18 protein-coding genes are annotated in these 22570 nt (G+C 53.3%); 9 read left to right on the forward strand and 9 right to left on the reverse strand.

All coding sequences use genetic code 11. From position 1 onward, the window contains the following. Nucleotides 1–67: 67 nt before the first annotated feature. On the reverse strand, nucleotides 68–289 hold the full coding sequence (locus Pla22_RS01710) for a BON domain-containing protein (protein WP_146513053.1): 222 nt from the start codon (nucleotides 287–289) through the stop codon (nucleotides 68–70). Nucleotides 290–695: 406 nt separating this feature from the next. Here Pla22_RS01710 and Pla22_RS01715 point away from each other — a divergent pair, with 406 nt between their 5' ends. Both Pla22_RS01715 and Pla22_RS01720 read left to right on the forward strand, forming a co-directional pair. Beyond that, nucleotides 696–2279, forward strand: coding sequence for a GGDEF domain-containing protein (locus Pla22_RS01715; RefSeq protein ID WP_146513054.1), 1584 nt, complete (start codon nucleotides 696–698; stop codon nucleotides 2277–2279). Between the two features lie 716 nt (nucleotides 2280–2995). After that, entirely contained in the window at nucleotides 2996–3565 is a 570-nt protein-coding gene (locus Pla22_RS01720; protein WP_146513055.1) for a MerC domain-containing protein, read from the forward strand. Nucleotides 3566–3619: 54 nt separating this feature from the next. Here Pla22_RS01720 and Pla22_RS01725 read toward each other — a convergent pair whose 3' ends face one another. Further along, complete coding sequence (locus Pla22_RS01725) at nucleotides 3620–4375, reverse strand: response regulator transcription factor (protein ID WP_242631739.1); 756 nt, start codon at nucleotides 4373–4375, stop codon at nucleotides 3620–3622. Nucleotides 4376–4455: 80 nt separating this feature from the next. After that, nucleotides 4456–5442: a sensor histidine kinase gene (locus Pla22_RS01730; RefSeq protein WP_242631740.1), complete on the reverse strand. Its 987-nt coding sequence runs from the start codon at nucleotides 5440–5442 to the stop codon at nucleotides 4456–4458. 522 nt (nucleotides 5443–5964) lie between these two features. Between Pla22_RS01730 and Pla22_RS01735 the strand changes: the two genes are divergently transcribed. From Pla22_RS01735 to Pla22_RS01745, 3 genes are read left to right on the forward strand one after another with little or no spacing between them, the layout of a single operon-like run. Beyond that, the gene (locus Pla22_RS01735; protein WP_242631741.1) at nucleotides 5965–6300 is read left to right on the forward strand and encodes a hypothetical protein; all 336 of its coding nucleotides are present in this window, start codon (nucleotides 5965–5967) and stop codon (nucleotides 6298–6300) included. 44 nt (nucleotides 6301–6344) lie between these two features. Continuing rightward, nucleotides 6345–7334 (forward strand): ABC transporter ATP-binding protein, encoded by a 990-nt coding sequence (locus Pla22_RS01740; protein WP_146513057.1) that lies wholly within the window; start codon nucleotides 6345–6347, stop codon nucleotides 7332–7334. Further along, nucleotides 7331–9673: an ABC transporter permease gene (locus Pla22_RS01745; RefSeq protein ID WP_146513058.1), complete on the forward strand. Its 2343-nt coding sequence runs from the start codon at nucleotides 7331–7333 to the stop codon at nucleotides 9671–9673. The genes Pla22_RS01740 and Pla22_RS01745 overlap by 4 nt, the downstream gene beginning before the upstream one ends. Before the next feature lie 23 nt (nucleotides 9674–9696). Here Pla22_RS01745 and Pla22_RS01750 read toward each other — a convergent pair whose 3' ends face one another. Further along, nucleotides 9697–10983 (reverse strand): PQQ-binding-like beta-propeller repeat protein, encoded by a 1287-nt coding sequence (locus Pla22_RS01750; RefSeq protein ID WP_146513059.1) that lies wholly within the window; start codon nucleotides 10981–10983, stop codon nucleotides 9697–9699. A 197-nt stretch (nucleotides 10984–11180) separates the two neighbouring features. Here Pla22_RS01750 and Pla22_RS01755 point away from each other — a divergent pair, with 197 nt between their 5' ends. Then, nucleotides 11181–14102: a tetratricopeptide repeat protein gene (locus Pla22_RS01755; protein ID WP_146513060.1), complete on the forward strand. Its 2922-nt coding sequence runs from the start codon at nucleotides 11181–11183 to the stop codon at nucleotides 14100–14102. 268 nt (nucleotides 14103–14370) lie between these two features. Here Pla22_RS01755 and Pla22_RS01760 read toward each other — a convergent pair whose 3' ends face one another. Both Pla22_RS01760 and nrdR read right to left on the reverse strand, forming a co-directional pair. Then, nucleotides 14371–15051, reverse strand: a complete 681-nt coding sequence (locus Pla22_RS01760) for a glycine zipper domain-containing protein (protein WP_146513061.1) — start codon at nucleotides 15049–15051, stop codon at nucleotides 14371–14373. A gap of 100 nt (nucleotides 15052–15151) precedes the next feature. Then, nucleotides 15152–15634, reverse strand: a complete 483-nt coding sequence (gene nrdR, locus Pla22_RS01765) for a transcriptional regulator NrdR (protein ID WP_146513062.1) — start codon at nucleotides 15632–15634, stop codon at nucleotides 15152–15154. A gap of 175 nt (nucleotides 15635–15809) precedes the next feature. Here nrdR and Pla22_RS01770 point away from each other — a divergent pair, with 175 nt between their 5' ends. Both Pla22_RS01770 and Pla22_RS01775 read left to right on the forward strand, forming a co-directional pair. Continuing rightward, nucleotides 15810–16424, forward strand: a complete 615-nt coding sequence (locus Pla22_RS01770) for a PH domain-containing protein (protein WP_146513063.1) — start codon at nucleotides 15810–15812, stop codon at nucleotides 16422–16424. Between the two features lie 8 nt (nucleotides 16425–16432). Next, the gene (locus Pla22_RS01775) at nucleotides 16433–16843 is read left to right on the forward strand and encodes a DUF4339 domain-containing protein (RefSeq protein ID WP_146513064.1); all 411 of its coding nucleotides are present in this window, start codon (nucleotides 16433–16435) and stop codon (nucleotides 16841–16843) included. A 153-nt stretch (nucleotides 16844–16996) separates the two neighbouring features. Here the strand turns inward: Pla22_RS01775 and Pla22_RS01780 are convergent, their stop codons facing one another. The 3 genes from Pla22_RS01780 to Pla22_RS01790 all read right to left on the reverse strand — a co-directional run bounded on the left by Pla22_RS01780 (nucleotide 16997) and on the right by Pla22_RS01790 (nucleotide 21233). Beyond that, a complete protein-coding gene (locus tag Pla22_RS01780) occupies nucleotides 16997–18325 on the reverse strand; it encodes a hypothetical protein (protein ID WP_146513065.1) in 1329 nt (442 codons plus the stop codon). Between the two features lie 115 nt (nucleotides 18326–18440). Further along, nucleotides 18441–20105 (reverse strand): pilus assembly protein N-terminal domain-containing protein, encoded by a 1665-nt coding sequence (locus Pla22_RS01785; protein WP_146513066.1) that lies wholly within the window; start codon nucleotides 20103–20105, stop codon nucleotides 18441–18443. A 234-nt stretch (nucleotides 20106–20339) separates the two neighbouring features. Continuing rightward, on the reverse strand, nucleotides 20340–21233 hold the full coding sequence (locus tag Pla22_RS01790; protein ID WP_146513067.1) for a TrmH family RNA methyltransferase: 894 nt from the start codon (nucleotides 21231–21233) through the stop codon (nucleotides 20340–20342). Between the two features lie 170 nt (nucleotides 21234–21403). Here Pla22_RS01790 and Pla22_RS01795 point away from each other — a divergent pair, with 170 nt between their 5' ends. Continuing rightward, complete coding sequence (locus Pla22_RS01795; protein WP_146513068.1) at nucleotides 21404–22537, forward strand: N-acetyltransferase; 1134 nt, start codon at nucleotides 21404–21406, stop codon at nucleotides 22535–22537. The last annotated feature ends 33 nt before the right edge of the window (nucleotides 22538–22570 follow it).

Raw genomic sequence — 22570 nt, forward strand, 5'->3', positions numbered from 1 at the left:
TCTCGAAAAACGACAAGTCCAGACGAAGCAACCGTTCTGGACGAACGCAAATCAGGGCGTCGCGTTCTTAAGACGCGACGTCCACTCGGTTGATGACTCGCAAACCGCATGCGACGCTTCGCACGGCCTCTTGAGCGAGTTGCTTGTGGTAGAAACTGCGAACGCTGCCAGTTAGCTGCAAGTCATTGTTGCTTCGATCCACGCGGATCATACGCAATTCGCGAACTGAGCTTTTCGCCAACGCGGCGTTAGCCGCATCGGCAACGTCTTTATTAGGTGTCTTAATCATCCGTTATCTTTCAGCGAAACCTTAAGCAGCGTGCGGTGAACGATCAGAGCATTCACAACCTCTGAACTATCCCACATCTCTAAGAATTTGCCTATGCGAAAAAGTAAAAACGCCCATTGGCAAACTTGCGAAGCAATTCCAACCCGTTCAACGCGAACCTTCGAGACGATCGCCAGAGACACCGCAGTCCATACGCGTTGCTAGCAATCCTTTTGTTCGTTCAACACCCTCCGCTGTAGCGACATGCTCAATGTGAAACCTCTCGAATTGGGTTATGCCGATTAGGAGGGAACGAACGGTTTTTAAACGCAAAGACATGCAACTATGGCAGGGTGTGGTTTGACCTTGGTCAGCAGCAACCTAAGAAATTCTGGGGAATCCACACGACGCATTGGATAGAAAACGCATGATTTGGCTCGATTATTTCATTCCGCTTAGTTGCGGTGGCGGAGGTGTTGCTTGCGGTTGGGTCATGAACGCCCTCAGCCGACAAGGCGCACCACCGAACGTTCCTCGAAAAACCGCTGCGGCGGAACTTGCAACCGAGTCGGTTCCCGTCGAAACGATGGAAGCCAAGCAAAAACGCATTGCGGCAGTGGCAGAGCAATTACAGTCCTATGCCAAGACGATGGCAGCAGACGTCGACGCTCATCAAACTCGCGTCAAAGAGGTCAATCACACGTTGACCAATAATCAAACCCAGGCTCCCGAAGCGGTGCTTGAAGCCATTCACGAGCTGATCGCGTCGAACGAAACGATGCAAAATCAGCTTCAGGATGCTCACGACCGCATTCATGAACAAGCATTGCAGATTGAGTCAGCGGAACGACGAGCAGAGACCGATGCCCTGACCCGCGTGGCCAACCGCGCCGCCTTTGATAAGCATTTGCAATCTCAACACGCTCTTGGAACCGGGAAGGCCGGTTCGCTGGCGATGCTCGATGTCGACCACTTCAAGAAATTCAACGATGTGTACGGCCACCGTGCGGGCGATGAGGTCTTGAGAGTCGTCGCTGGTATGATGCACTCACGATTGAACAAACACGGTCTTGTGGCTCGATACGGTGGCGAGGAGTTCGCGATCATTTTGGATGGCAAGAGCTTGGAAGAAGCCTCCCTGCTTGTCGAATCCGCCCGCATGGCAATTAGTCAGCGTGAGATTCTGTTTGAAGGAAAACGGCTTCGCGTAACTGCATCAGTCGGCGTCGCCGCTCTGGAGTCCGACGAATCCATCGAACAATGGGTTCAACGTGCTGATGATGGTCTCTATCGGTCCAAGGAGAAAGGACGAGACTGCGGCCACAGCATGAAACGCTCCAAAGCCACCCTGATCCAAGCAAAACGAATCAGTAACCTGGCTTCGCCTGATCAAGCACCCGAACGAGAATCTGCGTCCATCGAAGCGGCTTCGATCGACTTGGACGACGTCTTTTCCCTCGATGATGACGAAATGATCGGCGGTAGCGAAGGCGAACAGGCGAGCAAAAACTCTCCGCCGAGCGATCCTTCGACCTCAGAGACCGTGGCGGCGGGACCTCTTGCCAGCCTGCCTAATCACAACGCATTACGAGAGACGTTTGAAGACATCCTCAAGCGGGCTCAGACCAGTGCGTCGATGTCGATCATGGCGATCTCATGCAATGGTCCGGCTAACTCAACAACGATGCGATCCTTAGTTCAGATTGTTCGAGCGACCCTGCGTTCCGTGGACCGCCTGGGCTACGAGAACGATTCAACATTGCTGGTGTGCATGCCTTCGGTGGATCCGTCGACTGCTCAAGCCAGAGGACTTCAGATTTGTCGCTCAGCGGGTGCAGTGGGCATCAAACAAACGGACACTGGCGAGAACATGGTTTCCGTCGGCATTGCCCCTGCGGCCGAGGAAAGTGACTTTGAAGAAATCGTCAGAGCGGCAATGGACATGTCCGTTCGCGGACGCGTGCCCGGCATGCGGCCGGTTGTCTTTGCTGATGCCGTGACAACAACCTAAGGTCACTCACGTATCTTTTGAAAAAACGTTTGCGGTCGATCATTGGATCACCACCGTTAGCGTCTATCACTGACGTTCTTTCCTTCGAAAACACGAGGGAAAGAACGTTTTTTTGATTGTGTGTAAATCCGGCTTGACCCTGTTGGTAGCCAGCCCCTATCCTCCGCGACATGTTGAGGGTTGGCCTGGCCAACACAAAACATTTGGCATTCAAATGCAACGCGGTCACGCACTGGTAATCATTTTCTGTTTACTGCGGACACACGGCATTTTGACATCACATGGATGTGGCGTCATGGCGGTGGCTTTGTTATTGAATGAGCTTCGGTAGGCCCCATGCAGGATGCTCGGGCTTCATCGAACACCAATCCACCGGCTCCCGGAACTGAAGCGCGTCGTCCTCCGCCCCCCTAGGACCTCGTTCTTTCCGGGAGCTTTTTTTATGCGCGGACCCAAAATCAGGAACTGCTGATCCATTTGCGGAGTCGCCAGTTCCACGCTCAGGAAACACGTCTCTTCCACGCTCCGAAGACTCGTTCCAACCCGCTGGGAAACAACTGCGGCCGGAACCACCGGACCCCTCTTGCAATTCAAATGCATTTGCATCAAGATTTCGTTCACGGGTCAGAACCCGCGTGACGAAGTACTGCACAGGCCCGCCATTTGCATGGCCAGCAAGACCTCACAGTCCCCACCCCAGCGTGATTTAAGTTTCCGTGTCGAACTCGCTTTTCCATCCTGATTTCGCCTCCAACCAGCCAAACAAGGCTTTGGTCGGCTGTCGTTGCGATGACGGTACGACTGGTCAGAGTACAGATCGGCTGGGGATTTTACTTTCACTGGCTTGCGCGATCCACTGCCTTTGTCTTCCATTCTTGCTTGCAGCTTTGCCATGGATGACATCAGTGCGATTTTTGGCAAACCCGGTCGTGCACCAACTTGCCGCAGTTGCCTGTACTGTCATCATTTTTCGAGCAATTTGGCCGGGACTCAAGCGTGGCAACGACGCGACGGTTGAAATTCTTGCCGCGACGGGATTAGCGTTACTATTGGCGGCGGCCTTTGTGTTGCCCGCAGCCTGCTGCGACGAACAGTGTCGTCGGCCCGATAGCTCCGCAGCCGTTGCTGGAATGATTTGGAGCCACTCACTGATCTCTGCCAACGCGATCACGTCTTGGTTTGGCCCCAGTGTTATGGCGATGGTCAGTTTCATCCAAGTTTGGATGACTCCCGTAGGCGGGATCCTAATCGCCACGGCTCACGGATTGAACTTGCGAAAGCGGTAGCGTCCGCACGAACGAAGGGCCATCGACTTGCCCATCGACGCGTAATTTCGGTCTCTAGCCGCCTTGCTTTGGCTCAAAGACAAACCGGTAGCCCGCGTCTCGAATCGTCAGCAGATGAATTGGGGCGGTACTATCAGGCTCAAATATTTTGCGCAGTCGGGCGATGAACTGATCCACCGCTCGCGTTTGCAGATTCCCTGAGACTCCCCACACTTCACGCAACAACTCTTCGCGACTGATCACGCGTCCTTCATTTTCAACGAAGTACTTCAGCAACTTCAATTCTTTGGGCGTCATTCGGACGAGCTCGCCATCGACTTCGACCTCGTGAGTGTCAAAGTTCGCTTTGACGCTACCGAAGCTAACCTGCGTTATTTTTTCCGCGGAGAGTCGGGCGCCGGCGGGACGCTGACTAACCTTGCTGGCTCGGGCTCTGACTTGCAACAAGTTCTTAATCCGGCTTAACAATTCATCGAGCTCGAAAGGCTTGCTCATGTATTGGTTTGCACCGGCATCGAAACCTCGCGTCCGATCTTCGGCCAAGGTTCGTGCGGACAACATCAAGACGGGAATTTCAATCCCACCGTCACGGATGGCTTCGCACACGGAATAGCCACTCATGCCCGGCAACATCAAATCCAGAACGACAAGATCAATGGAATCGCCCGCTCCATCGAGGATGCGCAGGGCCGTCGGACCATCCTCGACCAGGGTTACACGATAACCTTCGGCTTCGAGGTTGTACTTAATGCCTACACCGAGGTGCTTCTCGTCTTCGACAACCAAGATATGGGAATGCTGATGAACCACGGCGATACGCGTTGAAAATTCAGGGATAACACAAACGAAAAACTAACTAGAACCAGACGATTCGCAATCCGAAGCGACGTTCAAGACGACCTCAGTTGAGGCTCTGCATTGGGATCTGCACGCACCTCCACATCGGATGGAGAAGCCGTGTCTGCAGCGACCACAGGGCCCAATGTAACTTCAAACTGGGTCCCCGAACCTTCCGAACGATCGCCAACACGAACTGTGCCCCCTAATTCCTTGGTGACAGTCCGGACCAAGTACAAACCTAATCCCGTTCCGGGGGTACTTCGTTCAAGCTCGCTTCCAAGCCGGACAAAACGCCCGAAGATCTTACGACGTTGGTTGGCAGGGATTCCAGCTCCATTGTCGCGAATATAAACGCTCACCTGGTTGTTTGGTTCGACGCGGGTGGAAACTTCGACTTCAGGCGGCGAGCCTCCATACTTAACTGCATTGTCGATCAAGTTGCGAAACAATATTTCTAACTGAATCAACTGGCTCCGCAAGTAAATGGGGTCTGACTTGACGTCGACCGTCTCATTCGACAAACGATATCTCGCGCACGTCGCCTCACCGCATTGCCGCAGCAGATCATCCAACCGAACGATCTCTTCGCTCGCCGGTTCGCCGCCACGTTCAATGCGGGCCGCGTCCAGCAAATGACTGATTAGCGAATCAAGTCGCTCGACATCCTCAAGCATGAACTGGTGAAAGTCCTTTTGCTGCTGTTCATCAACGACCCGCAGATTCATGGTCTGCAAATACAACTTCAAAGACGCGATCGGACTTTTCAGTTCGTGGGTCACCGCGTCGATGAAATTCGATTGCCGCCGATTGAGATTGAACGCTTTGACGGTCAAAGTCAGATACGCGATCACCCCCGCTAATATCACGGCCAACAAAATCGTGCCCGTCGCCAGCAGGGCATAGAACAACGACGTTGATTCTAAGCCGTAAATCCCAAGGAAATTGCCCGCGATCCAAACCGCAGTCAGGATCACCACCAAGATGATCATCACCACACCTAGGGTGATGGGCGCTCGCAATGAACGTCTTTCAAACACGGGGTTGTCTGCCTAGATGAAAAAGGGACTTGGGGGGGAGCAACGCTTCGGACTTAAGCCGCGGTGCGATTTGATGTCCGCCCACCATGGCAGGATTATCCGCCGCCGACAACGAGTCAGCGGTTGCATCGCGAGACTGTCTTGCGACATAAGCAAAGCACACGTGCGTCAGTGAGGGAAACAAAAACTTTGGCGGAGGCGAACTAGCAGTGGCCATCGGTTCAGGAGAATGACGATGTAATAGCTCATTCACCCCACCACCGGGTCGTGACGCATTATAGGTCGCAGCTTTTTTTTCAATTCGAGCGCTGGAATAACCCGATCTGAGGGTGACGTTGGGGAACGTTCTCGCAATAATTCGAAACTGAGGCGGGATAGTTCCCCTAGGCATTTTTTTACGGAGAGTCCTTCATGAGTGCAGATACTCGGACCAGACGCTTTTCAGAGCGAACAATCCGACAGGTGCGCCTCGACTGTACTCGAGCGTTAATACGCGCTCGATTTTGTCCTGACCGAAGCGAGGTGTCTCAACTGCGCTGCACCGATGACCGAGCTGAATCAGACGAAGTGTTTGGCAATCAGCTGTGGTACTTTGAGGGCATCGGCGTCGACGAACTCGACCGACGCCACAATGTGTACGGAGTCGTAGAGTATTCGCTGCAATTTGGTTTGCATGAGTTGGTCGAAGACGGCATTTTCGACTCGGACTACCAACGCGAACGATTTCGTCACCTTTACGAACGCGAAATGCATCGCCCCACCTGGAATCACCCCGCACACCATTGGCTTGCTGCGGGTTTGATCATGGTGACCTCGATTTGGCTTGCGTATCTTCTTGTCCGTACTCTCGTCGCGTGAACTTACTTCCTACTGATTCCGAGCCTATCGTGCGCGTGCACGAGATGCGAAAGACGTACGGAAAGTGGTCGCTGACCAATCGACGGCAGCAGGTCGAAGCATTGTGCGGTGTGACGCTCGACGCATACGCGGGCGAAGTGTTTGGACTGCTCGGGCCTAATGGAGCGGGTAAGACGACACTTATCAAAACGCTTTTGGGCGTCGTTAAGCCAACGTCCGGTAGCGCTTCGCTGTTTGGTTCGCCGGTGGGATCCTCCGCATCTCGAAAGCGAGTGGGATACCTTCCCGAATCCTTACGTGTTGACCGTCACCACACCGCGAGATCCGCGTTGAATTTTTATGGTCGACTCAGCCAAATGGACACCGCATCGATCCATCGACGCAGTGACGAACTGCTGGAACTGGTCGGACTTCGAGGACGTGATCGAGAATCCGTTCGTCGATTCAGCAAAGGGATGTACCAGCGACTCGGTTTGGCTCAAGCTCTGATGCATGACCCCGATTTGCTTGTATTGGATGAGCCTACGGATGGGCTTGATCCGGTGGGTCGAAACGAAGTTCGTAAAGTCATCGAGCGACTGCGAGACCTTGGAAAAACCATTTTCCTTAATAGCCATATTCTTCAAGAAGTTGAACTCGTCTGCACTCGAGTCGCGATTATGGCGCGAGGCAACATTCTTGCGATCGGTCCCATCGAAACGCTTCGAGCCAGCAACTTGGTTGGGTCGTACATCACTATCAGCGTTGCATCGCCGGACCGTGATCTTGATGCCAGTGCCCGCGACCAAGCTTTGAGTCGACTGCGTGAGTGTTTTTCGGGTTTGGATTCCGCAAGTGTTGAGTTCTCACGATTGCCAAATGCCGAGCAAATGAAGATCATGCCCAAGACAGCAGGTGCGATTGATCAGCATCGCCTCGACGATCTTGTCGACCAACTTCGTGGAAACGGATTTTCGATTGTGCATTTAGAATTCAATCAACCCTCGTTGGAGGACACATTCATGAGTCTGGTAGGGGAAACCGACCGCTCATGAGTTTGAAACCATACTTAGCCATCATCAGCGATTCATTTCGCGCCGCACTTTCGTCGCGCGTGCTGTGGGTGGCGATTGTCGCGATCTGGCTCCTGTTGGCGTTGTTAATGCCGTTTGGGTACCGCGAAGATTTTACTACTGATTTTCGCTGGCAAGATTTCTATAACGGCACTCGCATGAAGGCGATGCTTGCGCGCGGACTGGTGGACCCCGACGGCGCCGACACAGCGTTGGGTCGCATTGCGGTTAGTTTGCCGGAAGATCTCAAACGCGAACTTCAGTTTGTGGGCGAAGGTGATGAAGTTCGGATTGCCTATTCCGTCTTGGTAGACGCTCTGAACGGTTTGCTTGATGACACATCTTGGTACGACGCCGACGCTTGGAAGGCGGCGATACGACTCAAAGAACTACGAGAACTTGATGCACTAAGCGACGAAGAGTTGTCCGCTTCGCTGAAACGACGCCGATCCAGATTGCGAATCGAGGCGGCCATGCCGGGTGTGTTCCAGGCTCGGTCTCAGCGTGCAATTCTTTTGACCTATGCGGGCATGGATTTTCCGACGGGCTGGGCCGTCGATAAGCCTCAGTTTGAGCGGTTGATCAACCAGTTTGTTTTACCGCTGATGATCAATTGGTTGCTGGGCTTCATTCTCGTTTTTTTAGGCATCCTGGTCACCGCATCAATCATTCCTGACATGCTGCAACCGGGGTCGTTGCATCTGCTACTATCGAAACCGATCTCGCGGACGATTTTGCTGCTGGCTAAGTTCATAGGTGGGTGCGCCTTCGTGTTGGTATGCGTGACACAGTTAGTACTTGGCTTGTACTTGATAGCAGGCCTCCGGTTGGACATCTGGAATGCACGTCTGTTGCTATGCATCCCCGTATCGGTGTTCTTGTTTTCGGTTTTCTACAGCGTTTCAGTACTGGCTGGTCTACGGTGGCGCTCGCCGATCTTGGCAATCGGAGTCACGGTAATCTTTGGCGGCATATGCTTGCTGGTTGGATTCATCGGCGCCTTGTTTGATGGACTAGTAAAGAATCCCGACCAAGTCCGTCAGTTGACCGTCGTTGGCGACGACGTTTTCGCGACCACCCGGGGTGGCGGATTGATTCGGTTTGACGATGCACAAAGCAAATGGATTGAAATTTTCGAGAGTGGCCCCGCGAACGCGGATCGCGTGATCGCTCCGATTCGCCTTGATGACGATCACTTGATTACCGCCCGAATTCGCAACGGACGGTTTAACCCATTTGGTAGTGGTGCGCCGGAGCTGAATGTGCTGAGCCGGACTAGCGACTGGGTGCCTGAACCGAGCATGCGTTTGCCCACGGCGACGACAAATCTCTTTCGCGCAGGTGAGGGCTCGGTCTTGGCGTTGAACACCGGCGAACTATCAATGACTAGCCGAGACAACATTATTGAAACCGCTACTAAGGAAGCCGCGAAGGTTGCCGATAACGATGCTGGCGAAACCAATTGGCTCAGCAAGCTCAACAGCATGATTGGCACTCAAACGCAAGGGTTCCATGAGATACTGCCCGAACGCGTATCGCTTTCGCAGCCGCGATCGCTTGTCGTGGCCGACGACGGTCGCGTCATCTATGCCGTCACCGGCTCTCGCCTCATGCGCCTGCAGCCTCCTTCGAACGATCAAGAATCATCGCGGTGGACCGTGACGGCTGACTTCACTCTTGAAGGCGACCAATCTTCGCAAGCTCATTTGGCTATCTCGGGTGAACGCCTGCTGGTCACGCGATCCGAACAACCCGCCGTAATTTTCGACGCAAACACGCTGAATGTGATTGAGAAAATAGAATGCCCGTCGGGTGCCGAGGCAATGAGCGTCATTGGGCTTAACCCGGACCAACAAACCGCTCGATTCCTGGCGGTGCTTACTGACGGCCGAATTCGCGAATTAACATCAAACGGAGAATCAGCAAAGTGGGGCGAGTTTATCGGTCCACGCGAAGCGGAGTGCGTTTACTTCGACTCGGCCAAGAATCGAATTTACGTAGCTCACCATATCGATCGGGTTGATCTGTTGAGCAGCGATACGCTTGAACGTCAATCAACGAAGAACCCGAGCCTAAGCGGATGGCGAAGACTCGACCAATGGTTGATCACACCGCTTCGAACTGTGATTCCGCAAACCGGTGAACTTGGCGAAACAGTAGCCTCGATGATCAGTGGCAAAACCGCCGTCGAGATTAACGACGGCGCTAATGAGAACCAGGTCATTCGCTATAAAATCCTGCGCCCCGTCCTGAGTTGCTCGATCTTCGTACTCGTGATGCTGACCATTTCGTGTTTGTACTTTACGACCAGTGATTTTTAGCCACCACTGGAACGTCGCTGTGTCTACAAACGATGCAGGAAATTCTTGGTGCGAATTAGCAGATCACCGTCGTATGGCACAGGACTGGCGGTAGTGAACGGTTCATCGTCGGACAAAGGATTGCTGGACACAACCGAAGGATGATCGGCTGACAGCGGGCCGATCACATGAGTCTTGCCATCCTCGCCTGTGACGTACAGGTGGTCGCCAGCGACGAGGGGGGAACTGCTAAAACCAATCCGAGACTTGGGAACGGAAACTTCCCACGTCGTTTCGCCTGAGTTCAAGTTAAGGTTGTAAACCGTGCCGCGAGACTGCTTGCCATCGCTGACCACATACACACTCTTGCCAACGATCGCCGGAGTCGGCACATCGCTACCCACATCGTCACGGGACCAAACGATTGCATCCTCACCGGCTCCCGCAATCAATTTGGACATGTCCACACAGGTGATCGTTTCACCTCGAGCATAGGGACATACGATCAAATTGCCTGCCGCGACCGGCGATGAAATGGAACGGAAGAACTCATGATTGGTGGGATTGAATCCGCCAAGACTTCCCAGGGTTTTTCCGGTCGACGCATCGTGCAGCGTTAGGTGATCGGCTCCCATGACAGCGATCACGGATTGTCCATTCACTTTGGTTAACAAAGGAGTCGAATAACTTTGAGCGGCTTCTTTGGGAGCATCGACGTTGCGATCTTCCTTCCAAAGCATGTCTCCCGATTTCTTATCGTACGCCACAAGATAGCTGGGGCCGGTCTGCATGACAGCGACCACTACGGCATCAGGCGTCAACAACGGTGACGACCCCAAGTCCCACCACAGTGTGTCTTCGCCAAACTCTTCCTGCAGGTTGGTTTGCCAAACCACCTTGCCATCAGCATTCACGCAAGCCAAATCTCCGCTGCGGAAGTAAGCATAGACGAGTCCATCGTCGACAACCGCTGATGGATTACTGCCGCCTCCTTTCTTGTGCTTCTGACCGCGATCTTCGCCAATCTGCGTTTGCCAAAGAACCTTTCCATCATCGAGCCCTACTGCGATCAACGTATTCTTCCCATCGCTTCCGGCGGTTAGGTACGCGACTCCGCTGTCCGTCACCGGGGTGCTGCTCCCTTGTCCTGCAATTTCAGTTTTCCATTGGATGCCTTCGTTTTCCGACCACTGCAAAGGGAATCCATTTCCTTGCGTTGCCCCTTGCTGAGACGCTCCTCGCCACTGGGGCCATCGTTCCTGGGCATTTAGCGCCGTCGATAGGCAAAGACAGCAGATGACAGAAAGAGTCAAGTTAAGTCGCGTAGTCATAGATCCTAAACCGTTTGAGATTCGCGGAGATGGCGAGGCCGAAAGCGTCCATTGTTTGCTAAAATCTTAGCTGGCGGCCTTTGCCACGGTAATTGGGCACCGTGATAGAACTCACAAAAACTAAACTTCCAAAGGTGAATGCTAGCCGTTTTTGTGCTGGGGCAGGATTTGCATAAAATGGCGACGACAGTACTCCTATGTTATTGAACTTTTTGCTTTCGATGCGGCGAGACGCCATGGAAAAGCTCCTTGGGAAGTCGTTGTTGCTTTCCCTATTCTTTGCCACTTTACCGCTAAGTGCAAATTCGCAAGACGCTGGCTCTAGTCGCACTGGGCCTGTTCCCGCTGGGACGATTCCCATGGGCACTATCCCCACGGGCGACGGAAAATCACTCAATGCACCAGTCCCCACTAGTGAACAAACCCCTAGCCAAGAATCCGTTGGCGAAATCGAAGAGGATCGCATCCGCGGCCTAGCCGATCGCGACTATGCGCAACGCCACATCGCTACCCTCGAAATGTGGAAAGATCGGGAAGGGTCACGTGACGCTGTCCAGCAAGCGGCAAGAGACTCGGACCCTGAAATTTCTGGTCGAGCAAAGTGGATCCTCCGACAGTGGCGGCGCGGTGCACTGCCGGATACTCCACCGGAAATTTCGCGTCTGCTGCGAAGTTCCGATTCGCCGGGTGCGATAGAACGTCTGCTTAACCGAGGACAATTTCAAGCCGCAGTGGTGGCTGTGGAAGAATCCGCAGGCACCATCAACCGAGAAACCATTAGCCGGCGAATTACCGTTGCGCTTCTACAGCGGTTCCCCTTGTATGCAAAGCTTGCTTATGACACCGGATCAACCGAGACTCTGTTGCAATTGCTAGACATGGTCACGGATTCGGACGAACTTGCTTTGTGTCGAATTAGATTAATGCAGTTGATTGAAGTACCCATTGACGATTCGAATCTGCTGCCTAGCTCGTCTTCGATGTGGACGGAATCGGAACGGCGGCAACGTCGGATCATGCTTCTCGCATCGCTGGGGCAACTCGACCAAGCGTTGACGTTGGCGGAAAAAGAAATCGAGGACTCGCACCGCATCAACACACTTTCGCTGGCTGGCCGCTGGGACGAAATCTGCGATGCAACTCACGCGTTAGCCCTCCAATCGGAACCCAACAGTTACGAACATGCCATTCGATGGTGCGATACCTTGGTCGCCGCATCGCGATCACATCGAGACACACTCGTCGACGAAGCTGTACGCGAACTATTGCGAGTTGACCCAGAGAGCGCTGAAGCCGCGAGAACGCTCAACGTGCGTTGGAAGTGCTTGGCGATTCACGGAAAGATTGACGAGGCGATTCGCTGCTTCCCCGAATCCGCGCAGATCCAGAAGTCTAAGTTGTGTCTGCATGCGGCACGACCGGAGATGGCGTTCGAGGTGCTAGGATTTCCGTTGGCTGAAATTGATAGCCAACTACACCACTGGATTGACTCCGCAATAGAAGAGCAAACGAAGGTTAAGACCGCTAACTTGTGTGAACCGGTCGAGAAACTGCTGGTCTTGATGCGTTTACTGGTTGCCACGGGCAATAACGATGCTGGATGGCTTATTGCCAAACGATTGAGTGAATTGCCTGCGGGGGCGGATAACTTCCGAGTGCGAGACCAAATGCTTAGCGAATTGACAGACACTCGCAATGGAGATTGGATCCGTCAGCTGGCGTACGACGAGAACGAAGACAAACTCTCGCGAGCCAGCATGATTCTGCTTTCGACAACCCTGGAAAACGTCAGCGAAGCGACTTTTGAAATCATCTACGAGGCATTGGTGGCGATGTTTCCGCATTGGTCGATGGACCAACGTGTGACGTCGGTCATATCACTTCTTGAAGGAGACCTTCCGCCGGACTTTGATTCCACGGTCGACATCAATCGGTTGCTTAGTTTCGTGGTCACACCACGTGTGAACCGATTGGCGGGAATGCGAATGATTCGTCAACAGATGGCTCGTGGAGCACCTCTTCCGCTTTCAATTCGAGCGAACCTCGAGATCGTTCAAATGTTCTGGCGATTGGGCCAATCCAATGCGGCAACGTCTTGCCTTAATGCTCTAGCTGAATCGGGTGACCCGGACGCTGTCGTTGAAGTCGCCGAACGCGCTCTTCATGCTGGGGACCTGGACTTGGCCGAAGAGATATACGAATCCATCCTCAACAATCTCTTTCGAGTGGACAGTTCCACCGGAGTTATTGCGTCCCAGTCCAACATTTCAGTTGCCGGGAAGGCTATGGTGGGACTGCTTGCCATCGCGAGACGACGCGGTGATGAAGCCGGTGAAATTAAACGAGAACAGCAATTGCGTTTCATGCTGTGTGGACCTTCAGAATCGTTCAATGATGATGTCGCGGGATACCTAACCGAACTCGGTGAAGTTGAGTGGGTGCAAGACATCTATCAATCTGGCCTCGCGATGCATCTGTTTGCTTCAGGCGACGAGATCCGCCTCTACAACGCAGCACGCGGTTATGCGATGATCACCAGCGACCAATCGCCAGGGGAATCGGCACGTTGGTTTGACTTGGCGATGACCCGATTAATCACGTCGGAAGACTTTCGCGACAGTGCTTTTGTCGCGCTACCAATTTACGTTCATCGTTGGGCGTTAGAGGCCGCGATCAAAGAGAAAGACGCGGACGAAGTTCGTCGCACCATTGATGTCCTGTTGTCACTTGATCCAGTCGACATTGATTTGGCCGAACGACTGTTGCCACTCATGCGAGAGTCTGGCATGGGCAGCATCGCTAGCGAGACCCTTAAGCAGATTCTTCAACAGGGAGCAGAGCAGGTTTCTAAGTTCCCGTTGGATGCAATGACATGCAACAATCTGGCTTGGGTGGCAGCAAAGAACGATCACAATTTACCACTGGCACGGCGTCTTTCTCGCCAAGCAGTCGATCTTGAGCCCGCCAGTTCGATTTACCTCGACACTTTGGCCGAAGTCTTATATCGAATGGACAAGCCCGATCAAGCATTGGCCATTGAAAAGCAAGCGATCATGGATGACCCTGATCAATGGCATTTGCATCAGCAAATCGAACGTTTTCGTATCAGTTCACCGTAACTCGTATCAGTGCACGGTAACTTGCATCAGTGCACCATAACTTGCGCCAGTGAACGGTAACTTGCGCCAGTGCACGGTAACTTGCGCCAGTGCACGGTAACTTGCGCCAGTGCACGGTAACTTGCGCCAGTGCACGGTAACTTGCATTCGCACATGTCAACTTGCACGTGCTCGTTTTCCGCACTCACTCACTCGGGTACCCCATTTACTCGGGTGCCCCGAACTCGGTTGGACAGGCACGCTTTTGCTTGGACGATCCGAGACCATATTAGAAACGGATATGAACGCCTCCTCGTGGGTGAGCGGGGCGGTGATGGTGGTGGTGATAGTACACGCGTTGCGGCGGATAGTAGGGAACGACAATGCGTTCTTCAACGATCACGGGTGCGGGGATCACGATTTGCTGCGGGGGTGTGTACTGAGACGCCCGTGCAACCTGCGTTCGCCCCACAGCAGCCGTTTGCATCGCAGAAATAACTCGTTCGCTGACCCCTTGCTGATGCATCGCGATGATGTCGGATACTTGCGGTTCAGCAATCACACCACGGCTTTGGATTTGGTTGATGATTACGTTTTCGCTAAGTCCACTGCGGCTCATCGAAACGACATCGTTCAGAGAAACGGAGCTCTGAGCCACTACGGCTTGCTGTTGCTGTTGAGCATAAATTTGGCGTTGCTGGTTGTAAGCAGCTTCTTTGTCGGCTGCGTTCCCAAGAATCCCTCCGGTCACGGCACCAATCACGCCGCCGATCGCGGCGCCGGCACCGGCTTCACCATTGTTGTCGCCAATTAAGCCCCCGGCTACGGCGCCGGCAAGGCCACCCAACGTTGCACCCCGTGTTTGGTTCACAGGAGGAGGACTGCTGTACTGCGCGGTTGCGGTTTGAGCGGAAACCGAGAAAGCTAGCAAACAAATGCCAAACACGGGCACACGGAACACTCGGCACATGGATCGAAACTCCAAAGACAACGAACAGCAAACAGATGTTGTGGTGTAGGAATTTATGGTCGAGCGAAGCAATGCCAGAAAACAATCACCGGACGTGAAACTAGTCTTCGTCGTGTCGAGGTTTGACTGATTCGGTATCCACGAAGACAGAAATCGCACGAATAAAATCGTCGGCATCATCGAACTCGCGATACACGCTTGCGAAACGAATGTAAGCAACTTGGTCAAGCTTCGCCAAGTGTTTCATAACGATTTCGCCTGCCTCCGCTGAGGTTACCTCGGACTCATACGTGGCGTAGATGTCCGATTCAATTGCCTGGACGACCGATTCTATGGTGCTGCTACTGATGGGACGCTTGGAACAGGCTCGTTCGATTCCGCGGCGAATTTTTTCCCGATCGAAGGGTTCGCGGGTTTGGTCACTCTTGACCACCCGAACGTTCAGTTTTTCAATCGTTTCCGCGGTCACAAACCGTCGTTGGCAAGAATTGCAAATCCTACGCCGTCGAATTAAGTACCCGCCATCCGCATTTCGCGTGTCTTGGACGCGGTCGTTATCGACTTGGCAATAGGGGCAACGCATAGAAGACCTAGAAAAACGATTACCGAAGTGACGAACTGACGCACGTCCATCGACTGGGGTATATTAAGGAGCAGGCCCAAAGCAGAGCACCTTCTTGCCTGGCTGCCATATTGTTGCCAACTTGTTAACCACCGCAAGTCGAATCACACCTGCCATCCCGAGAGAAAGCCAACCTATGTCTGAACCCGATGGTCAGCCAAAACCTATCGATCAAGCTGACGTTACACAAGCACCACCAAGTCGCCCAACCGCAGGTGAGAAGTTTCAAGATTCGATTGCCGCCAAGAAGCAAGCCGAACTGGATCACGACGAAGCCGAAGAAACCGTCTGGACTGGTGGCTTTAGCCCCAAAGCAATGGTGGGCACATGGCTAGCGATGGCTTTGTTATCCGTTTTGATTTTGGTTTTGGCTGGACTGTTTGAACCCTTCACGTGGATGATGGCGATTGGTGCAATCGTTGTGCTTTGGGCAGTGGGGGCAATTCGTTATGCCGCGCGCCGACTTGGGTATCACTACGAACTAACCAACCAGCGTTTTATCCACCAATCCGGCATTCTTCATCGCCAAACGGACCGCATCGAGGTCATCGACATCGACGACGTCAGTTTCAATCAGGGCCCTATCGAACGAATGTTTGATGTCGGTACCATCAATCTTACCGGCAGTGACCGAACACACCCAAGCTTGACAATGCTTGGAATTGCAAATGTACGGAACGTTTCGGGCTTGATCGATGACATACGTCGAAAAGAACGCCGTCGTCGTAGCCTTCACATTGAATCCATCTGAGAACTTACGTGACTGATTGGTTCATCCAGCGCGATAACGCCCACGAAGACATAGGTCCCCTTCGTCCCAAGGAACTTCTAGATTTGGTGCGTGAGGGCAAGGTGATTCGAACCACGATGATTCGCAAAGATGATTCGACATGGTTTGAAGCCGGACAAGTCGGCGGTTTATTTGAAGCAGCAATGCGGCCAACGATCGAGTTCTTCTGCCCACAATGCGAACACGAAGTCACCGAACCACCGGTTGTTTGCAACTATTGCGGACGCGAAATTTACAAGGCGATCACAAAGATCACCGAGAACTCCATCACACCTGGAAACGACCACTCGATCACGGGACAAGCAGGTCGTTCGGTTCGCAACTGGCTTAAAAAGAAGAAGATCGCAAAGGATGACGACGAGAAGCCCAATACGCCCTAAAGCTAATAAGTTCTAAAGCTAATACGCCTTAAGACCAAAACGCGTAAACCCGAGTGAGCCAGTCGCTCTGTTATTAAGAGCGAAGGACAAACTCGGGTTTTCGACGAAGTACGGGTGACACCAAGTGGCGTCGAGGCTCAGTTTGCTTTGCGTCTAGTAGCGAAGCTCTGCACCGACCGACAATCCAGTGAACAGGATGTCGTCTTCAGCTTGAACGCCTTGACGTTGAGTCAATTGAGCCGCGGTGAACGAGGCTTGGCTATCAGCCGTTGCCACACCGGTTAGGTACCACAACTCGGCACCGGCTCGCACCGAAAGGATTTCGCCAAGTTGGTAGCGAACTCCCGTTCCGAGTTCGAACATTCCAGCGATTTCAGTCGAGCTGTCGCTGTCTGCAATCGAGTAACCGGTGCTCTTAACAATGCTTTGATCCGTGCTGGCGTTGTTAGCGTAAACCCCTGCTCGCATTCGAGTATCGCTGAATCCGTGTCGGCTGATCGGGAACAGCAAGTCCGCTCCGATTTGAACACCGATCAGTTGGTTATCGGTTGAGATATTCAGGTTGCCAGTTTGCCCGGACGTACCCGAGGTCGCAGCGTAGAGATAGTCCTCATCGTAGTTGATGTATCGACCACCGATCAGGAGCTTCGCCATTTCCCAACCCACCAAGGTCTTGCTTGCTTCCAAGCTGTAGTACTCGGCACTCAGCCTTTGGTCTGCAACGCTGGCGTCCGTCAAGAAAGACAAGTCTGTTCCAAGCGTGGTGGCTGCGTTACCGACAAGGGTTCGACCGAAGAAGGTCCCAATGCTGTCAGTTGCACTAGCGTCGTTCCCACGTTGCTGCCACTCAAGTGGTCCAACGAAACTGGCTTCATAGCCGTGGACACAATCGCCGACCATTCCGATCGTGATTCGCGGTGCCCATTCGTAATCGAAGCCGTCCATGCCAAAGTTAGGGCTCAAGCTGAAGTCGTCGTTGTCACGCTTGAAGTACATCGCTTCCACCGAAGCATAGCGATATGGACTGCAGGGCTCGCAACTGTTCGCGAAAGCACCGTTGCATGACAGACCACTAACTCGGTGTCCGCATCGGCCTCCGCAAGACGTACCACAGGAACCGCAAGTTCCGGTCGCCATGCTGATTGTCCCGCACGAGCCACCACATGAACTGGTGCCACAGCTTGAACAGTGACCTGACGCGTGCTGGAGCAAACCAACTTGCTTGATGGCACTTTGTTCTTTTTGGTCAGCACTGGTGCGATACGAGGCCGTATCGACGACTCGATAGTCCTCACCACCATGCGTGAACAATCCGTTTCGCACTGCGTTGCCGCCTTGCGACCCAGAGCTGGACTGAGCCATCGCCTCAGAAGACGAAGCCAAGCCCATGAAAGCGGCACCACAAATCATCAAGAGTCGAGTGACTCGCGAAGCATTCTGGTGAACACTTTGACTGCAGGGGTGGAAAGAATGGATCTTCATGATCGAACCTCGTTAACTATCGGTGCGATGGATTCGCGACGTGATAAATCAAATTTGAAGGGTAAGGTTATTCGGGCGTAACCCGATTCAAGTGGATATTGCGACGAACGGTAGCTCAGCGCACTTTCAATTGGTCATCGACGGGAGCGAGACAGGCCTTACGCACCATGCGAAGGATTTTTTTCGCGGTCGCTTCGCTTCCGCAACGTCCGATCACAATCAACTCTTGTTGTCCCTGCCGCACCAACACATCTGCATCGGGAAATGCATTGGCAATGGATTGGTTCAACATTTCGATTTGGTTACCGGCTTGGACACCGCCAGTTTCGACTTCGTCTTTGACATGAATGTCAAACGTCTTGACGCGAGGTGTGCTGCGTCCTTCGATCGGCTCGGCCCATACAACCAGCCTGGTCACGCCGTTCCCCGTTCCGATCAGCCTTAACTGATTCGGCCCGGCTGCAAACGCTTGACAGACGTTCTTGTCAGCAACTTCCACGCTGCGAAGTTGTGCGCCGAGCGTGAGTGATCGCACTTCGGCACGGTTGAGATACAGCGGAATGACAGTTGTGTTTTCCACAAGCTTTTCAGCATGTGTCTTACTTAGCTCCACCCCGGTGTCTTCCGCACTTCGCACCTGAAACTCGGGTGATGCGACGACGTCTTCAATCGCGATTGTCATGGGTTGAACTGCGACCGGTGGTCGGTATCGTCGAGACTGCAAACTCTTTTCGCTTGAACGAGTGAGTTTGGCGATCGACGCTTCGTCGTGAGATTTCACATACTGATTCCGGCGTGGTGCAGCGTCATCGCCAATCGGGCGTGCATCTTCAATGGAATCTAGGCTCAAAGGTTCGACACCGGCCGATCCAGCAAGATCGTTCGATGGTCGAGCCGTTGATTCTGTTTTGACGACCAAATCCGCAACGTCGTCGTCCGCGAAATCTTCGCTTAACGATTCAGTTTCGTCTAAGTTCTCCACTCCGCCATCGGAAAATGAGAACATGACCGGCTCGTCGTCCACGTCGGTTGCCTGAACCAACTCCGAGTCATCCTGAACCACTTCATCCATCATTTCGACAGGCGTGTATTCAGGAGCCTGGGGAATCACCATGGGCTCGGGATGACTTGGACGAGCTTGCGGTACCGCCTCTGCAACAATCTGCCGTTCATCGCTCGCGATTTCATCTGCGTTGAGAAACGTACGTTTCATCGGCAGAAGAATGATCGAGCTAGCTTGTGGCGAATTGATCTGGCGATCCTGGCTCTCGAAAGTGCGAGACCCCTGCTCGCTCGCTTCGACTTCGCCGGTGACTTGAGTCACCGTTGAATCGAGGACTGGCTGCGACGCCAACGCATTCGATTCGACTGCCATCGGATTGGTTTGAACCGGGGTCGGCTCAGGAGTCTCGATCGTCATTGCGGGTGCGTTGACGCGTCGAGGCTCTCCGTCCGTGGGTGTTTGCAAACCAATCGCAACACCGATCGGTTTAAGCCGAATGGTTGACGATGATTCGCTTCCCGAAGCCAATTGGATGTCTCGGCGAACCGCCGGTTCATCTGGCAAGCAGAATGGATTGACCTGCAAACTGTTGCCCGTTGAGCTTGGCTGCGATGCAGCACTTAACGGCAATGGCAATCGAGCGCCAGCTTGCGTGGGATCACTCGCTTGGACCGAACCAACCGTGAAAGCGGTTCCGGCCGCCATCGCGATCGCGGCAGCGATCACCTGGCGTTTTCGGTGAGTGTGAACTTTGTTTTTTACGTATGGGTCACGCATGCCGCATCCTTGCGTCCGAGCGATCTAGGTCGATGCGCCCCCCTCGGCACACCGGAAAACACGCCGAGCGAATTCACGCCCGAAATGTCCGTCCGTAGAAGTATCGACGACCGATTGTTGCGACATTAACGATTCTGCTGTTTCCAACACGTCTAGCGATCTTTTGTCTTGCTCCGGTTGTCGCAAATGCTCGGATAACCCGGCCTTCTCGCTATCGAAACTGAACAAATGGCACTACTTCGCGGTCAATCGTGCCTGTTTCGCCGTGAAAGCGAGCACCGCTGCAGCGACCGAAACATTCAGGCTGTCGACTTGGCCAGCCATAGGAATATGAATTCCTTCCGTCAATTTCCCGCCCACCTTTGACCATCGATCCTGCAGCCCGTCCGCTTCGTTACCTACCACGATCGCGATGCAACCCGAGTAGTCCTTTGTCCAACACGACTCGGACGATTCGACGCGAGCGGCCATGATGCGGGCATTGATGGATTGCAAATATCCGGCGACCTCTTCGAAAGTTCCTTCGGCCCATGGAACATGAAACACGCCGCCGCTGCTGCTGCGGATCGCATTGGGATGAAAGGAGTCACCACCATCACAGATCAAAACGGCGTCCACACCTGCGGCATCGGCGGTGCGAAAGATTGCGCCAATGTTCCCAGGCTTTTCGATCCGGTCGAGGACTAAGATGACAGGATCGGGCGATCCGAGGGCGGCTAGCTTAGACCCAAACGTATCAAACGAGGTCGCCGGACGCTCAAACTCAGCAACCACCCCCCGAGATGATTCCCCGTATCCAATCTTGTCCAGTATTGCTGAGCTAACCCAAACCGATTTCTTAGATGCAGCCGAGTCGCTCAGCACCCGGTCTCGCCAGTGGTGATCGTGCCATTCATCCTGTCCCACCACGTCATCCTGTCCCGCCACGTCATCCTGTTTCAGCTCGCCAGGACAGAAATAGAGTCCTTTAAGCACCATTTTTGCCGAGATTGCCTGGCAAGTCTCTCGCCAACCGTCAACGATGACGCACCCCGCTTTGCGTCGAGCACGGTTGTTTCGCATGCGAACGAGATGCTTGACTTGGGGATTCGATGGACTTCGCAAGACAACTCGCTCGCTCTCACTCATCAAATTCTCGATCTCTGTTATGTTGATTGGCCAAGAAGGATACCAAGCTCGCGAAAGCCACTTGGCCTCGTTCGCTCCTTCGTAGCCATCTTACGCACCGCCGGGCGACTGAAACACCACACGCCCCGATCGATATACGCTCCGCTTAAATCCACGAAGATTCCGACCTTATGAGTTCATTGGCATGCCATCCCGTTTCTACGTTTCGACAACGGCGAGCCTTTCTACAGCTTGAACGAACACTTTATCGCGACGACCCGAATTGGGTGCCGCCGATCTGGGACGAACGCAAGCGACTTTGTGGATTCAAGCACCACCCTTTCTATATTGACAACAAGTGCCAGGCTTTTTTGGCGACTCGAGGCTCTGAAGTTGTGGGGCGAATCGTTGCGATCATCAATCGCGATCACAACGAACGCTACAACGAACAGCGCGGCTTCTTCGGATTTTTTGAATCGATCAACGACCGTGACGTTGCGGAGTGTCTCTTTGAAACCGCTGGCCAATGGTTGCGTGATCAAGGCATGACGGACGTTCGCGGTCCGGTCAATCCGAGCCTTAATTACGAATGCGGTTTGTTGATCAAAGGATTTGATTCGCCGCCGACGTTTTTGATTCCTCACAATCTCGAATACTACGGCGACCTCATCGAGGCGTGCGGATTTGAAAAATGCCAAGATCTATTCAGCTACGACGCGCACATGGACACGCTCGAAGACTTGGACCCCAAACTGATGTTTGTCATCAACGAAGCGACCAAACGATTTAATGTCGAGTGTCGTCCCATCGATCGCAAGCGTTTCAAGAAGGATGTCCGGTCGTTCTTAGAAATCTACAACCTCTCGCTCCAACAAACTTGGGGCTATGTGCCAATGAGCGAAGCGGAAATTGATCATCAAAGCGCTTCGCTGAAGTACTTGATCGTCCCAGAACTAACCAGCATTGCCGAGATCGACGGCAAACCGGTGGGAGCTGGTTTCGGGTTACTCGACTACAACCAAATCATCAGAAAGATTGATGGGAAGATCTTCCCATTCGGCTGGATCAGTTTGCTAAAAGACAAACGTAAGATCGACCGCTTGCGTCTGATCAGCACGAATGTGCTGCCCGAATACCAGAAGTGGGGACTTGGTCTCGTCACGTTGGCACGGATCCTGCCCGACGCGATCACGTTTGGGATTCAGGTCGGCGAGTTCTCGTGGGTGCTCGAAAGTAACTCGCTTTCGCGAGGCACGATCGAACGAGGCGGGGCAAAACGTACGAAAGTTCACCGGATTTACGACAAATCGTTGATTCAGAAATAATTCTGCAACTGGTCATACCAAACCTTCGTGTTC

This window comes from Rubripirellula amarantea, assembly GCF_007859865.1.
GTDB classification, from domain to species: domain Bacteria; phylum Planctomycetota; class Planctomycetia; order Pirellulales; family Pirellulaceae; genus Rubripirellula; species Rubripirellula amarantea.